A 15,107-nucleotide genomic window follows, 5' to 3' on the forward strand; every position below is an offset into this window, starting at 1 on the left:
TGGTGTACCGGCGGGACCGCGCCCGGGAGGCGGAGGAAGAGCAGGAGCTCTAAACAGAGATATTTGACGCCACTCCGGCGTGTAAATTTTTCCGACCTGTGCTATAAATGGTGAAAACTACTATAAGTAACCATTGCAGCAGGGCCTCCTATGCTTCGCTCACTCTCTTTCAAACTCATGGCCGCCATGGCGGCGCTGATGCTCACCGTGGCCGCCATTATTCTGGCCGCCAGTTACACCTATCTGGCACGACAGCAGCAGAGCAACTTCGAACAGGAAGTTGACCGCAACCTTGAACTGATCAACTCGTCGCTGCTCGAGCCCCTGTTCGCCTATGACTTCCAGCAGCTTGAGGCCATCGCCGAATCCCTGGTCAATACCGCACTCATCGACCAACTGGAAATCACCGACCACCGGGGCAAAGCCATGGCCGATGCCCAGGTCAGTGACCAGGCCGCGCCCGGCAATCAACACCGGCGCGATGCGGTGGAAGTGATCCGCGATGGCGATGTGATCGGCCGCTACAACGTGGTGTTCTCTTCGGAGCAGATGGCGCAGGTACTGAGCAATCAGGTGTCCCTGGGCGTAATCATGGTCGTAGCCCTGTTGGTGGCGGCGTTGTTCACGTTAGCGCTGCTGGTTCGACGCATCGTTCTCAAACCACTGAACCTGATTACCGACAACCTGACCCATATCGCCGAAGGCGGTGGCGACCTGACCCGGCGCCTGCCGACCGACAGCGGAGACGAAATTGCGCATCTGTCACACAGCTACAACCGGGTGATCGACCAGATTGCCGCCATCATTCGCGGGGTGGTCGAGGTGACCAACACCTTCGACGAGCACGTCCAGCAAATGAACCAGGCATCCAACGACAGCTCCCACTCTACCGACGAACAGCTCAAGCAACTGGAGCAGGCCTCCACCGCCATCAACCAGCTCTCGGCCTCCGCCGAAGAGGTCGCCCGTTCCTCGGGCGAAACCGCCGAGCGCACCCGGGATACCCACGACGCCTCCAGCCGGGGGGTCAGCGTGGTGCAGTCATCCCAGAGCAATATTCTGCGCCTGACCCAACAGATCGAGCAGACCGCCGACAAGATCACCCTGCTGAAGGACAGCAGCCAGAATATCGGCAAGGTCATTGAAGTGATTCGCGCGATTGCCGAACAGACCAATCTGCTGGCCCTGAACGCCGCCATTGAGGCGGCCCGCGCTGGGGACCAGGGCCGCGGCTTTGCGGTCGTGGCCGATGAGGTGCGCACCCTGGCCCAGCGCACCCAGAGCTCCACCGAGGAGATCGAGCAGATCGTACTGCAGCTGCAGACTCACGCCGATGAGGCCCACGATGCCATGGAGCAGAATACCCACTGGGCTCAGGAAACCGTGGAGAGCGGCAAAGAGGTGCAACAGGTACTGGAAAGCGTTCAGGCCCACATCAGCACCATCAACGACATGAATCATCAGGTGGCCACCGCCGCGGAAGAGCAGAGCTCGGTCGCCAGCGAGGTGAATCGCTTCATCGAGTCCGTTTTCGCCCTATCGGGCAAAGTGTCGGACAACGCCCGTAGCATGCGGGCCAGCTCAGACGAGCTGCTGCAGGAAAACAATGAACTGCAGCGGCGCATGCACAACTTCAAAGTTTGAGGCTCACCATGTCACACAGGTTACAGCGGCTGTTCGGCCATGCACGACGCGGATGCGGGGTTCTGGCCCTGATCGGCATCACGGCCGCCAGCCAGGCCCAGACCACGCTGCGCGTCAATCAGACCGATCATCCACTGGATGAGTTTGCCGTGGGCGCTCTGCGGGTCGCGCTGGAGTTTATGGACGGCGACTACGAGCTCGCCATCAGCGATGACCCCATCACCCAGACCCGCGCCATTGAGCGGCTGGAGTCGGACGAGATGGACGTGATGTGGCTGTCGTCAAACCAGGAAGTGGAAAACCGCCTGAGTCCCATCCGCTTCCCGCTCCTGAAGGGCCTGCTGGGCTACCGGGTCTTCATCATCAACCCGGATCGCCAATCCACCATGAACCGGGTGGAAGACAGGGCCGACCTGAGCCGTCTGACCTTCGGGCAGGGCGCCGGCTGGCCCGACATTGCGATTCTGGAGGCCAATGGTCTGGAGGTCATTACTACCAGTAAGTATGACAACCTGTTCTATATGGTGGAGGGCGGTCGGTTTGACGCTTTCCCGCGCGGGGTTCTGGAGCCCTGGACCGAGCTGGCGGCACGACCGGACTTGCCGCTGACGGTGGAGGATCGCCTGGTTCTGGTGTATCCGCTGCCGTTTTACCTGTTTGTCAGCGAGGAAGACGCGGCCCTGGCGGAGGCCATTCACAGCGGGCTGGATCGAGCTCTGGAAAGCGGGCGCTACGATGAGTATTTCTTCCAGCACCCGATGATTGAAGATGCGCTGACCCGCTCAAACCTCGCCGAGCGGCGCGCTTTCCCGCTGGAGAACCCGACTCTCACGGAAGAAACACCCCGGAGCCGCGAGGAGTACTGGCTCGACATGGAGCGCTTGCGGGAACGGAGCGCCGCAGACTAATGGGCCGCCCGGCGCTCCAGGCGCTTCCAGCCGAGCTCGTGAAAGTGGTAGGCCACGGTGTTGATCGCCGGCTCGATCAGCGCCACCGCGCCGCCCAGCACCCAGCTACCGGTGATCACGTAGGCCACGCTGAAGGCCACGGTAAAGTGCAACACAGCGAACGTCATTGTTTTGGTCATGATCGCCTCCCGACCCTCTGAACATCATGGTGGCGAGGGAATTCCCGCCCTTTACAACCATAATAATGATTCCCATTTATAAATAAACTTGATTTGCCATATCGCCCTGATAGCCCTGAACTAACAACCAGGAAATGCCGGCCAGTGTAAACATGGCGCATTTTTACACTTTTTTTGCGCCCTCGCATGACGCTATTTGGGGAGAACTTGTCTATACTGAACTCGCCGGCCGTCCGTCGAGAGGGTGGGCATATCCATCACGTCTAAGGCATCCAAGAAGTGCCGTTCAAACGCAAAGGGCTGGTTTTCATGTCGCAATCCGAACCCCAGATAGCCACAGGCTGCAGTCGCTGTCGGGATCTCCCCTCACTCCCCTTCGAGTTCACCATGGCGTTTCAGCCGATTGTGGATATTGAAAAGCGCGAAGTGTTCGCCTACGAAGCTCTGGTGCGCGGCACTCAGGGCGAAGGCGCCTTCCAGATTCTCCAGCAAGTCACCGATGACAATCGCTACCAGTTTGATCAATCCTGCCGAACCAAAGCCATTGAGCTAGCAGCCAAGCTGGGTATGACCACGTTTCTGAGCATCAACTTTCTGCCCAACGCCGTCTACGAACCCAAAAGCTGTATTCGCGCCACCCTCGTGGCGGCGGATAAGTATGATTTTCCGAGCAACCGCATCATCTTTGAGGTCAACGAATCCGAGCCCGTGGGCGATCCTGGTCACCTGGAGGGTATTTTCGAGGAATATAATGCCCAAGGCTTCACCACCGCCATTGACGATTTTGGCGCTGGTCATGCCGGGCTCAACCTGCTGGCGGACTTTCAGCCCGGGATCATCAAACTCGATATGGCCCTGATCCGGCATATCGATACCAACCGGATTCGCCAGTCTATCGTCCAGGGCGTAGTGAATACCTGCCGAGAGCTGGGCGTGGAGGTTATCGCCGAGGGCGTGGAAACCGCTGGAGAGCTGACCACATTGCGCTCTATGGGCGTTCACCTGATCCAGGGTTACCTGCTGGCCAAGCCCGAGGTGGAAGCCCTGCCAGATGTGGATTACAGCGCGCTCTGAATCAATCATAGGCGCGGCCCCAACGACCGCCCTCAATGACAATGGCATAAATTACTTTTATTTATTGGATAAGCCGGTTTACGAACGCTATGTTTTAAGCTTAAGGTCAAGAAAACGCGCGGATCAGTGACGTACCGCCTCCCTGTTTTTAAAACTGCAGGAGAATGATGGATTATGGCGAACACCACCTCAGCCCCGGAAGCAGCAGAGCAAACCCCACCCAGTACCGAGAAACACACCGCCGCCGAGCAGTTTTTCATTGAACTGGCGGCCGAAGCAGACATCCGCATCAACGGTGATCGTCCTTGGGACATTCGGGTATACGATCCCTCGTTCCTGTCCCGCGCACTGTCCTCTGGCGCTCCCCTGGCCTTTGCCGAAGCCTACATGCAGGGCCATTGGGACTGCGATCGCATCGATGAGATGATGACCCGCGTGCTGCACGCCCACCTGGAGCGTCGGCTGAAAAAGTTCGGAACGCTTCAACTACTGAAGGCGTACCTGAGCGCCGCGGTGATCAACAAGCAGGACCCCAATCGTGCCTTCAAGGTCGGCGAGGTTCACTACGATATCGGTAACGACCTGTATCGGCGTATGCTCGACTCCCGCATGATCTACAGTTGTGCGTACTGGGCGGACGCCGACAACCTGGAAGAAGCGCAGTACCAGAAGTTGGACATGATCTGCCGCAAGCTGGAACTGAAACCGGGCATGACCCTGCTGGATATCGGTTGCGGCTGGGGCGGACTGGCCGAGTTCGCCGCGCGCCACTACGGTGCCAAGGTCACGGGCATCACAATTTCCAAAGAGCAGCAGCGACTGGCCCAGGAACACTGCGCCGGGCTACCGGTGGAGATCCGCCTGGTGGATTACCGGGCCCTGGAAGGTCAGTTTGACCGCATCGTCTCGGTCGGCATGTTCGAGCATGTAGGGCACAAAAATTACCGCACCTACTTTGATACGGTCAGCCGCCTCCTCGCCGATGACGGCCTGTTTCTACTGCACACCATCGGAACGGACCGGCAGCAAAATGGCGTCGATCCGTTTATTGAAAAGTATATTTTTCCCAACGGCGAAATCCCCTGTCGCAAGCTGATCAACGACACCAGTCTGGGGCTGCTGCGTCTGGAAGATTGGCACAACTTCGGGCCGGATTACGACCGCACACTGATGGCCTGGTGGCACAACTTTGACGCCGCCTGGCCGGAGCTGAAAGACAAGTACGATCAGGGGCATTTTTACCGCATGTGGAAGTACTACCTCCTGAGTTGCGCGGCCTATTTCCGCTCCCGGGAAGGACAGCTGTGGCAGATTGTCTACAGCAAGCCGGACAGCATGCGGGAGTATCGTAGTTTGCGGTGAGGTGGTAACGGCGGATTGAGGTAACGGCGGATGCGGCCTTCGGCCTTATCCGCCCTACGCGAACTGCCGTGCTATCCGTAGGGGCCGAGCGCAGCGATTAGACGCCGCATCCGCCGTCACCCAGATGCAATCAAAATCCGCCATGTCACAGGCAGTCGCGTAGGGCGGATAAGCCGAAGGCGCATCCGCCGTTAACCACCAGGCTCTCAAACCAACGCGGCGATGTAGGCTAACCACCCCGGCTGGTTATCCATTTTCTTGCGCTCCCGAAAACTGCCATCGGCCACATCCCAATAGATGTGCAGCTTTTTGAAGCCGGCCTCGGTCAGCAGCTCGCGAATTTCCACCATGGACCACTGGCGCCATACGTATTTAAACGCGCGCTTCATTTCACTGCCGTCCCGAAACCGGAAGTGAATGTAATTGACCGCCACATTGGTCATCGGATCGAAACTGTGCTGGTCCCACACATAGGTAAAGCCGCCTTCGATCTTGCGGGCCTCCTCCATGACCTCCTGGGATTCCCAGCCGCCGTACATATCCAGGAAGAAGATTCCGTCTTTTACCAGAGACTTTCGCACCGACTTGAAGTAGCGGACCATCTCTGCCCGCTCCTGAAAAATCCAGTAACTGAAGTTCATGGCATTGACCAGATCGAACTTCTCCCGGGTGACCTGACGCACATCGCGCTGAGCGAGTGTGACCCGATTGCCCGGCTCCCCGAAGGGCTTGAGGTTGTTTTCGATTCCCCACTGCAACACATCCGGATCGATATCCACGCCGAGCGCGGTGCGCTTTTTGTGGCTGTCCACCCAGTGACCACACAATAGCGCGGTACCACAGAAGTCTTCACGCATGGCGTAAGGGCGGCGTTTGCGCAGCTTTTTAAACGTCTTGTCAAAGAACTCCACCTCGAACTCCGGTGCCTGAACACTGCGCTGATACAGATCGTGTCGGTCCGAGTTCTTGGCCGTAAAACGGGGTTTGGACTTTCTCTTTGGCAAAGTGACCTCCGGGCTTTGAGTGACAGCGGGTATAATAGCAGGCTCATGCACCCCACCCCCAAACAGTGCTAAAGTAGCGCCCATGACCTCATCGCTGATCCCCGAAAAACCCCTGCTGTTCTCGCCCTCACTGGCCGCCACCATTGGCCTGGAAGAAGCGATTCTGCTCAGCGCCCTCAGCGATGTCGCCCACTACCGGCCGGGCACCTATCGGCAGGGGCATCACTGGCTCAAGCTCGAAGCGCCGCAACTGCAATCGCTGCTGCCCTTCTGGAGCGACCAGGACCTGCAGCGGGTGAGCAAAAGCCTGCGGGACAAGGGGATCATCCTGATCGAGTCCGCCCCCTACACCGAAAGCCGCCAGCTGCTGTTTGCCTTCAACGAAACCGACCGGACCCAGAGCGCCACGGCCGCTCCCGCCGCCCACAACCCGGACCCGCAGACCGGAGCCAACCGGATCAGCCCCCACTGGCGACCGGATGCCGAGCTGATGCGGCACATCGCCCAGCACAACATTCCGGACCACTTTGTGCGCGAGCAATTGCCGGAGTTCATTGCCTACTGGCGCGAGCGTGGCGAGAGCCACCACGCCTGGGGAGCCAAGTTCCTCAAGCATCTGCTGCGCCAGTGGCGCGAGGCCCAGACCGAGCACCAGGTCCGCCGCGACCGGGAGGTCGCCATGCACAGCGGCTGGCGGCCCAGCCGGGATGCGCTGGAAGTGCTGGTCAAGCACGCCAATATCAGCCTGGCGTTCATCGAGGACGCCATTCCCGAGTTCGTGCTCTACTGGCAGGAGCGGGGCGATGTGGGGCGCACCTGGAACAGCAAATTCATCCAGCACGTCAAACGCCAGTGGCTCAGGTATAATGCCGCTCTTGAGCACGATACCGAGCCGCGGCGCATCCCGGAGAACTGGCAGCCCAGTCAGGATGTGTACGACGTGCTCAAACTGGCCAATATCGACCTGGCGTTCGCCCAGCGCCAGGTGCCGGAGTTCGTGCTCTACTGGCGCGACAGCAACCAGGTGCACAGCTCCTGGAACACCAAGTTTCTGCAGCACGTAAAGTATCATTGGGCACGCCAGCACGCTCTGACCACGCACAACCCACAGGCAGGCCAACATGCAGGACAGCAAGACCCTTCTCGACCAGGCACAACGCGCGATCGCAGCCTCGTCCAGGACCTCACCGACCGAAGCTGGGCCCGCTGAACAGCAGCGCCGGGCCGCGACCGATGGGCATATTGATGCCCTCAACGAGGCCTTTGCCCTGTTCCGCATCAATTACCATAACCAGTACTACAAGGCCTACAGCGACACCCAGGTGCTCAACCAGATCAAAAAGCTCTGGCTGGACAGCCTGACCCGCTTCGAGCCGGACACCATCCGCCGGGGCGCGCGCAAGGTCATTGAAGAGTCCGAGTTTCTGCCAACCCTGAACCGCATGATGCGCGCCTGCCAGGGCGACCCGACCGAGTTTGGCCTGCCGGACGCCCACAGTGCCTATGTGGAAGCCTGCCGGGCACCGAGCCCCAAAGCGGCCCAGCACTGGAGCCATCCGGCGGTATACCACGCGGGCCTGGCCAGCGACTGGTTTTTCCTGGCCAGCAGTGCCGAGAAAGTGGCTTTCCCGGTGTTTGAACGTCACTACCAGCGCTTTTGCGAACAGGTGATGAACGGCGCGGAGTTACCCCTCCCCCAGGCGCCGGCCCTTCCCGAAACCACCGAAACGCCCCTGTCGGCCGATGAGAACCACCAGCGGCTGGAGGCACTCCGGCGCGAGCTGGATCTCTGATCCTTTGCCCGCCCAACGACGTAACTCTTTGTTTGGATTGATGTATTAGAAGGTGATTGTATGAAGCAGGGTTTCACCCAGTGGTTACTGGGCCTGGGCCTGGTGGCCTTTCCTCTTGGCTGTCAGGTGCTGACGTTTTACCTGGCCTACCACCCGCCCCAGCCCATGGAAGAGTCCGTGGCTGGTCGGCAGGAGCCACCAGCGGTACCGCGCCCCGCCGAGGTAAAGCAGCTACCGGATTTTGCCAGCATCGGCCATATCCCCGATCGCAAACGGGCCTTTTTTGAGATGCTGATCCCCATGGTTGAGTGGCGCAATCATCAGTTGGAGCAGCTGCGCGAAGACGTCATTGACATGCGCTCGGTGCTCGCCGCCGACAAGAGCCTCAGCAGCCGCCAGCGGGCCCAGCTTGAGCGCCTGCGTATCCATTTCCGCGTGGATGAAGACAACTACCCGAACGCCTCGGACGCCCTGGACGAGCTGCACAAGCGGGTGGACATACTCCCGTTGGAGATGGTTCTGGCTCAAGGGGCGGCAGAATCTGGCTGGGGTACCTCGCGCTTCGCCCAGGAAGCAAACAATCTGTTCGGCCAGTGGTGTTACCGGAAAGGCTGCGGCCTGGTTCCCAACGCCCGCTCGGACGACATGAGTCACGAAGTACAGAAGTTTGCTACGGTGAATGAGGCCGTATCGACCTATTTCCGCAACATCAACACCAACCGGGCCTACCGGGAGGTGCGGGAGATTCGCGCTCAACAGCGTGCTCAGGACATGGCACCCACGGGTATGGCGATGGTGCAGGGACTGATCCGGTATTCGAGCCGCGGACAGGCGTATATTGAGGAGCTCAAGGAACTGATCAGCTACAACGAACTGGAGCAGGTACATGAAGCCTGGTTGACGCCGGAGGAGCCCGAAGTCCCCGCGAAGGCCGAAGCAGAACCCCAGACCGAGGCGGGGTAACGGCTGCACCTGACGGGTAATAAGCTGCGCGCTCCGATGTGTCAGACCGACCCGACCGAGGGAACGAGTGGCTGGACCGGGCTGACTATCGTCGGGTTACGCCTTCGGCTAACCCGACCTACAGGGTAACTTACTATGAGCCCCGTGCCTGGGGTTGTCGGGTTACGCCTTCGGCTAACCCGACCTACGGGGTAGTTTGGTGGGTGTTCCTGGGTCTGCGTAGGTCGGGTTAGCCGAAGGCGTAACCCGACAATCACTGCCAAATCTCAGTTCTCGTGCACCCAGCGGCCGTCTTTATCAGTCACCAGCCACTGCTGCGAGAACCAGTAGAAGCGGCCGGACTCCCCGGTGCCCGCGGTACAGTTATAACGGGTCCGGCCCGGCGTCAGGGGCTTGCCGGGCTGAGTGATCAATTGGCGCCCCTCTACCCGGGTTTCTATGGCCCCCTGGCCTCCGGCAAAACAGTTGATTCGACCGGCCAGGTTGTCCTGTTCAAGATTCAACACCAACACCGGCCGGGCGCCGGATGCCACTACAACTTCCTCCAGGGGCTTATCCAGCGCCGCGTCCGCGTACAGCTCGGCTGATTCTATGGGCATGGGACGGGTTTGGGCCTTGGTGGCAAACTCTTCTATCTCACCATAGGGACCACCAAACGGGAAGCGCGGTAAGGCCCGCAAATCGCTGTGGGCGCCAATCGGGCCGGACTGCTGGCCGAAGGCCACATAGCCCAGGGACTCCAACAGGTCTTTCACTTCATTGTTGTACTCGCCATAGGGGTAGGCCAGCATCTTGTGGTTCTGGCCGGTCTCTTCCTTGATACGCCGCTCGGCGTCCACCACCTCGGACTCAATCCGCTCGCGCCACTGCGCCTGGCTTTCACCGGCTTTGCGGCGCTGCAGGTGGTTGTGTTTGGTGGAATGATTGGCGATGGTGGCGCCATGCTCGGCCATTTCACGCAGTTCATCCCAGGTGGTGAAGCCGCCTTTACCGTCGTCCAGCGGGTCGGTATTTACAAATACCGTGAACGGCCAGCCCTTCTCCTTGAGCAGTGGGTAAGCGGTGGTGTAAACCGAATCGTAGGCGTCGTCAAAGGTGATGGCCACAGTGCGGTCCGGTAGAGGCTCGCCGGATTGCAGTGCTTTGACCAGTGTCTCGAGCGGTACCACGTCAAAGTTGTGATTCTCCAGGTAATCCATGTGCGAACGAAACCGCTTGGGCGTCACGCTGGTGGAAGCCGGTGTCGACTCGCTCACATGGTGGTATTGCAGCACCACGGCGGCCTGCGCCGGGCTGCCCGCCGCCAGAGAGAAGAGTAATCCCAGTGTCCCGGCAACCAGAGCCACCAGAACCAAGGAGCGCCTGACCGGCTTAGTGACGTGCATACAACCTCCGCTAATCCTGAAGAAACTTCAATCCGATACCGTCGGGTTCGGTGCGCACCACTTCCATTTTCACCACCGGTGCCTCCACCGGCATGCCCTGAACCTGTCCGGTCACCACCGACCCGATGGGCGGCATCTGATCCGGCTCGAGCACGACGAACACTCCACCATCGGAGATATCACGGGTTTTGACCATCAATTCGCCAATGGTTTCATGCTGAATTTTAATCCGGCAGGCCAGGGGCGTGCGCGTGTACTCCCGCTTGTCACTCATAGTGCGTCCTCAGGTTATTATTGTTGGTCCGACAGCCGGCGGTTCGGGGCCTCAGGAGACCAAGCCTCAGGAGACCTCGGCCCGGTCCACCTTCTGGAAGCCACGCGGCAGCTTGTTACCCCGTCTGCCACGCTCGCCCCGGTAATGGTCCAGATCACCGGCCTTGAGCGTCAAGTGGCGCTTGCCGGCGTGCAGCGTCAACGACTGCCCCTCGGCGATGACGCCCACCGCAATCACATACTCCTCTCGGCTTTGCACGCGGGCCGACGGGATATTCATGATCTTGTTGCCCTTGCCGCGGGCCAGCTCCGGCAGCTCTGTGACCGGGAACACCAGGAGCCGCCCCTCGTTGCTCACCGCCGCCAACAGATCTTTCTCGGGGTTTTCCAGCACCTGGGGCGCCAATACCCGCCCGCCTTTGGGCAGGCTCAACATGGCCTTGCCAGCGCGGTTTTTGCTGTAGAGATCCCCCAGTTTGGCCACAAAGCCATACCCGGCGTCCGAGGCGAGCAGCACCCGCTGCTCATCACTGCCCATCAGGGCGCCCTCGAAAGTGGCTCCGTTAGGGGGATTCAGGCGTCCACTCAAGGGCTCACCCTGACCCCGGGCCGAGGGCAGGTTATGGGCCGCAATGGCGTAACTGCGCCCGGTGGAATCGAGTAACATCACACTCTGGTTGGTCTTGCCGCGCACGGCAAACTTGAAGCTGTCCCCAGCCTTGTAATTGAGCGCCGCCGGATCGATCTCATGGCCCTTGGCCGAACGGATCCAGCCTTTTTCGGACACCACCACGGTGACCGGGTCGACTCCGATCAACTCGGTTTCACTGAATGCCTGGGCCTCCTCGCGCTGAACGATGGGCGAGCGGCGATCATCGCCGTATTCCTTGGCCACCTGCTGCAGCTCTTTGCGAATCAGGGTTTTCAGGCGAGTGGCGGACCCGAGGGTTTTCTCCAGTTGGTCCCGCTCTTTTTCCAGGGCTTCCTGCTCGCCCCGGATCTTCATTTCCTCAAGACGCGCCAACTGGCGCAACTTGGTGTCCAGAATGTAGTCGGCCTGAACGTCGGACAGTTTGAATCGCTCCATCAACACCGCTTTGGGCTCGTCCTCGGTGCGGATGATGTGGATGACTTCATCGATGTTCAGATAGGCGATCAGCAAGCCTTCCAACAGGTGCAGGCGCTTCTGCACCTTGTCCAGGCGGAACTGCAGACGACGCCGGGTGGTGACCGTGCGGAAGCTGAGCCACTCGGACAGAATGACATCCAGGCTTTTCACGCCCGGACGACCATCGATGCCGATCATGTTCATATTGACCCGGTAGGTTTTCTCCAGGTCGGTACTGGCGAACAGATGCTGCATCAACTGCTCGGCATCCACCCGGTTGGAGCGCGGGGTGATCACCAGTCGGGTGGGGTTTTCGTGGTCTGACTCATCCCGCAGATCGGTGACCATGGGCAGCTTCTTGGCCTGCATCTGGGCCGCGATCTGCTCCAGAATCTTGGCACCGCTGACCTGATGAGGCAGCGCGGTAATGATGATATCGCCGCTGTCCTTTTCCCTGGTCCAGACACCGCGCATGCGCAGACTGCCCCGGCCGGTCTGGTACATCTTGATCAGGTCTTCCCGGGGCGTGATCAGCTCCGCCTCGGTGGGCATATCCGGGCCCTGAATAAACTGGCACAGTTCGTTCACATCCGCCTTGGGGTTATCGAGCAGATGAATACAGGCCTCGACCACCTCCCGCAGGTTATGGGGCGGGATATCCGTGGCCATCCCCACCGCAATGCCGGTGGTGCCATTGAGTAGCACATTGGGCACCCGTGCCGGCAGCACCTTGGGCTCATCCATGGTGCCGTCGAAATTCGGCTGCCAATCCACCGTACCCTGGCCCAACTCCTCCAGCAGCACCTCACTGTAGCGAGCCAGGCGCGACTCGGTGTAACGCATGGCGGCAAACGACTTGGGATCATCCGGCGACCCCCAGTTCCCCTGCCCGTCCACCAGGGTGTACCGGTACGAAAACGGCTGAGCCATCAACACCATGGATTCATAGGCGGCGGAATCACCGTGCGGGTGAAACTTACCGATCACATCGCCGACCGTACGGGCCGACTTCTTGAACTTCGCCGTCGCCTTCAGCCCCAGCTCGCTCATGGCATAGACAATACGGCGCTGAACCGGCTTGAGCCCGTCACCGATATTGGGCAGGGCGCGATCGAGAATGACGTACATGGAATAATCCAGATACGCCTTCTCGGTATAGTCTTTGAGGGGAATGCGCTCTTCAGCGTCGGGGGATACTACGACTTCGTTCATGCAAATTCCTGGTCGTTATCGTTAATACTGCAGCTTGATCTCGCCCTGCTCCGAGACCCGCATGGACGGCAACCACTGGCTGAAATCCAACTTGGCGTCGAAATTGTAACTGACCCGGTCACTGACCGCCCGCTGGCTGAAATGCTGGACCAACCGGGCAATGGACAACAGGTTGGCAGAGACCTCCACGGTCACCGGAGTCTCCTCATACGCCTTGAGGGTGGGCACCTGGCTGGAAACGCCACTCAAGACATCGATGTTTTCGATGCCGATGTTATAAGAGATCCCGCGCACGGACAAATCCCGCGCATTGGGATTGGTGATACCGAGATGAACCGCAATGCGCTGCTCCATACCCTGAGCCGGCAAAAGTTCAAGCCCCGTAACCTTGACCTGGGGCTCCTGAATACCGAAAGGAATCTGCGAGCAGGCGGCGAGCATCAAAGCTCCCACACCCAAAAATACACTTCGTAGCACGGTAGGGAGCCAGCTACGGCGCACGTAGGGGCGGTTTGGGGTGCATCTTCCCAAGACCGTAGAGCGCGGGATTCGCGGTTGCGAGCCTACATGGACGTATTCATGGCGTGTCTTGGGAAGATGCACCCCAAAGCGACCCGGACGAGATGCCTCAAAAGACTGGAAAAACCAACTTATCACCTGCTTCCACATGACTGAAAGTGCTCCTGATTAAAAGTTAAGTATCGGCTTTCAGACTACACCACCCCGTGGATTGCAGTGACGGCCCTTGAAGCTTTTGTGAGGTATATCACATGACGTCCGGGAGCGCTGTGGTGTAATCCCGCACAGACTGGCCCAAATGGACCATCCCCACAAGAATCAACCAAGCCAACAACACCGAGAGAGTCTATGCCCAAGCACCCGCTCAGCACCGACGAACTACTGGGCAGCCGGGAAATTCGTTTCATCGATCGCCAGGAAACCAACTACCCCAACCTCATGCGCCTGTGCCTGGACTTCGACTTCTGCGTCCTGCAATTGTTGCACAAAACCCCCGTGCCCACCGCCAATAAATCCTTCGTACTCGTCACCCGGGACTACCGGCTGACACCCACAGCCGCCATCAGCCCCGCCTTCGCCGAACTCGAACAACTCGAAACCTACGTCCACCTGCATCAGGTCGACATCCTCCACGACTACCTGTTCGGGTTCGTCGACGAAGACATCGCCACCAGCGCCAGAGGCGGAGAATAACCGCTCCCCCCCCCAACCAGTGACTGTCAGAATTACCGGCACTCCGTAGACGCTGGGCACCGGGTTCGCTATGCTCTCGGCTTTTGCCTGAGCGCCGTTGTTATGCGAACTCTGCTTCTGGCCGGTGGCGGCCTGACGCACGCCCTCTACCTGGCCAACGCCCGCCACCTGCTACCCGACGATGTGCGAGTGATACTGCTGTCACCAGAGCGGTTTGTTCCCTACTCGGGCATGCTGCCCGGGCTGATTGCCGGGCGCTTTCGCTTTCGGGACTGCCACATCGACCTGGGCCAGCTCTGCCGGGCCACACACACCGAATTACAGTTCGGCCGACTGGCCTCCCTGGACCTGACCCAACGCCAGGCACAACTCCACAATGGCGATGCCATTGGCTTTGACCTCCTGTCGGTCAACACCGGCCTGCAGGCCACCGATACCATCCCCGGGCTGGCCGAGCACGGCATGAGCACACGCCCAATCAGCGGGTTTTTGCCCCGCTGGCAGGAAACACTGGCGGACCTGTGTGCCCGGGATCGGAACAACCCGGCCAACCTGGCCGTCATCGGCGGAAACCTCGATGGTGTGGAAATGGCCCTGGCCGTTCGCCAGCGGCTGCTGCATGAAGACAACCTGAAGGCGTCGGTGAGCATCCACCTGGTCCACGGTGGCGGTAAGCTGCTGCCCGAGTTTCCCCTGGCCGCTCAGCTACGCGCCGCACAATTACTGCAGGAGCGGGAGATTCGAGTCCACCCCCTGTTTGATGTGGCACGCGTGGATGACCAACAGATCTACACCGATCGCCACCAGCACCTGCCCATGGACCGCGTGATTTGGTGTGTTTCCGGGCAACCGGGCGCCTGGGTCAAAACATCGGGCTTGGCGCTTACCGACCGGGGCCGGATTCAGGTCAATGCCCATCTGCAGGCGGTCAATCATCCGTTCGTGTTCGCCGCCGGCGCGGTCGCCAGTGTGGCTGGCGGGCCAGAGCCC

At 59.8% G+C, this 15,107-nt stretch carries 15 protein-coding genes; 9 read left to right on the top strand and 6 right to left on the bottom strand.

Features of this window, described 5'->3' with window-relative positions; translation table 11 throughout:
• The first annotated feature begins 150 nt into the window (after nucleotides 1-150).
• Nucleotides 151-1,644 (top strand): methyl-accepting chemotaxis protein, encoded by a 1,494-nt coding sequence (locus B3520_RS10420; protein ID WP_286806755.1) that lies wholly within the window; start codon nucleotides 151-153, stop codon nucleotides 1,642-1,644.
• An 8-nt stretch (nucleotides 1,645-1,652) separates the two neighbouring features.
• Nucleotides 1,653-2,552, top strand: a complete 900-nt coding sequence (locus B3520_RS10425; RefSeq protein WP_286806753.1) for a diguanylate cyclase — start codon at nucleotides 1,653-1,655, stop codon at nucleotides 2,550-2,552.
• On the opposite strand, the gene B3520_RS10430 is transcribed toward B3520_RS10425, so the two are convergent.
• Nucleotides 2,549-2,731: a DUF2061 domain-containing protein gene (locus tag B3520_RS10430; RefSeq protein ID WP_036160783.1), complete on the bottom strand. Its 183-nt coding sequence runs from the start codon at nucleotides 2,729-2,731 to the stop codon at nucleotides 2,549-2,551. The genes B3520_RS10425 and B3520_RS10430 overlap by 4 nt on opposite strands.
• A 309-nt stretch (nucleotides 2,732-3,040) precedes the next feature.
• Here B3520_RS10430 and B3520_RS10435 point away from each other — a divergent pair, with 309 nt between their 5' ends.
• Both B3520_RS10435 and cfa read left to right on the top strand, forming a co-directional pair.
• Nucleotides 3,041-3,805, top strand: a complete 765-nt coding sequence (locus B3520_RS10435; RefSeq protein WP_286806750.1) for an EAL domain-containing protein — start codon at nucleotides 3,041-3,043, stop codon at nucleotides 3,803-3,805.
• Nucleotides 3,806-3,979: 174 nt separating this feature from the next.
• Nucleotides 3,980-5,167, top strand: a complete 1,188-nt coding sequence (gene cfa, locus B3520_RS10440; protein ID WP_286875992.1) for a cyclopropane fatty acyl phospholipid synthase — start codon at nucleotides 3,980-3,982, stop codon at nucleotides 5,165-5,167.
• A gap of 206 nt (nucleotides 5,168-5,373) precedes the next feature.
• On the opposite strand, the gene B3520_RS10445 is transcribed toward cfa, so the two are convergent.
• Complete coding sequence (locus B3520_RS10445; RefSeq protein ID WP_286804978.1) at nucleotides 5,374-6,171, bottom strand: class I SAM-dependent methyltransferase; 798 nt, start codon at nucleotides 6,169-6,171, stop codon at nucleotides 5,374-5,376.
• Between the two features lie 82 nt (nucleotides 6,172-6,253).
• On the opposite strand from B3520_RS10445, the gene B3520_RS10450 reads away from it, so the two are divergent.
• Genes B3520_RS10450 through B3520_RS10460 form a run of 3 tightly spaced genes read left to right on the top strand, consistent with a single transcriptional unit; the run spans nucleotide 6,254 to nucleotide 8,927 of the window.
• Nucleotides 6,254-7,381, top strand: a complete 1,128-nt coding sequence (locus B3520_RS10450; RefSeq protein ID WP_286804975.1) for a DnaT-like ssDNA-binding domain-containing protein — start codon at nucleotides 6,254-6,256, stop codon at nucleotides 7,379-7,381.
• Nucleotides 7,293-7,964, top strand: coding sequence for a replication protein P (locus tag B3520_RS10455; RefSeq protein ID WP_123638347.1), 672 nt, complete (start codon nucleotides 7,293-7,295; stop codon nucleotides 7,962-7,964). Before B3520_RS10450 ends, B3520_RS10455 begins: the two co-directional genes overlap by 89 nt.
• A gap of 60 nt (nucleotides 7,965-8,024) precedes the next feature.
• The gene (locus B3520_RS10460; RefSeq protein ID WP_286875994.1) at nucleotides 8,025-8,927 is read left to right on the top strand and encodes a glucosaminidase domain-containing protein; all 903 of its coding nucleotides are present in this window, start codon (nucleotides 8,025-8,027) and stop codon (nucleotides 8,925-8,927) included.
• A 266-nt stretch (nucleotides 8,928-9,193) separates the two neighbouring features.
• Here the strand turns inward: B3520_RS10460 and B3520_RS10465 are convergent, their stop codons facing one another.
• The 4 genes from B3520_RS10465 to B3520_RS10480 form a co-directional block, all read right to left on the bottom strand.
• Nucleotides 9,194-10,312: a polysaccharide deacetylase family protein gene (locus tag B3520_RS10465; protein ID WP_286875996.1), complete on the bottom strand. Its 1,119-nt coding sequence runs from the start codon at nucleotides 10,310-10,312 to the stop codon at nucleotides 9,194-9,196.
• 10 nt (nucleotides 10,313-10,322) lie between these two features.
• Nucleotides 10,323-10,586 (bottom strand): PilZ domain-containing protein, encoded by a 264-nt coding sequence (locus B3520_RS10470; protein WP_024461329.1) that lies wholly within the window; start codon nucleotides 10,584-10,586, stop codon nucleotides 10,323-10,325.
• 66 nt (nucleotides 10,587-10,652) lie between these two features.
• Complete coding sequence (gene parC / locus B3520_RS10475) at nucleotides 10,653-12,905, bottom strand: DNA topoisomerase IV subunit A (RefSeq protein ID WP_123638350.1); 2,253 nt, start codon at nucleotides 12,903-12,905, stop codon at nucleotides 10,653-10,655.
• A gap of 21 nt (nucleotides 12,906-12,926) precedes the next feature.
• Nucleotides 12,927-13,346: an LEA type 2 family protein gene (locus B3520_RS10480; protein ID WP_246004376.1), complete on the bottom strand. Its 420-nt coding sequence runs from the start codon at nucleotides 13,344-13,346 to the stop codon at nucleotides 12,927-12,929.
• A gap of 426 nt (nucleotides 13,347-13,772) precedes the next feature.
• Between B3520_RS10480 and B3520_RS10485 the strand changes: the two genes are divergently transcribed.
• Nucleotides 13,773-14,117 (top strand): hypothetical protein, encoded by a 345-nt coding sequence (locus B3520_RS10485; RefSeq protein WP_286807356.1) that lies wholly within the window; start codon nucleotides 13,773-13,775, stop codon nucleotides 14,115-14,117.
• Between the two features lie 102 nt (nucleotides 14,118-14,219).
• On the top strand, nucleotides 14,220-15,107 hold an 888-nt coding region (locus B3520_RS10490), incomplete at its 3' end, for an FAD-dependent oxidoreductase (RefSeq protein WP_286876000.1).

Origin of the sequence: Marinimicrobium sp. UBA4509 (assembly GCF_002388575.1) — a bacterium.
Classification (GTDB): Bacteria; Pseudomonadota; Gammaproteobacteria; order Pseudomonadales; family Cellvibrionaceae; genus Marinimicrobium; species Marinimicrobium koreense.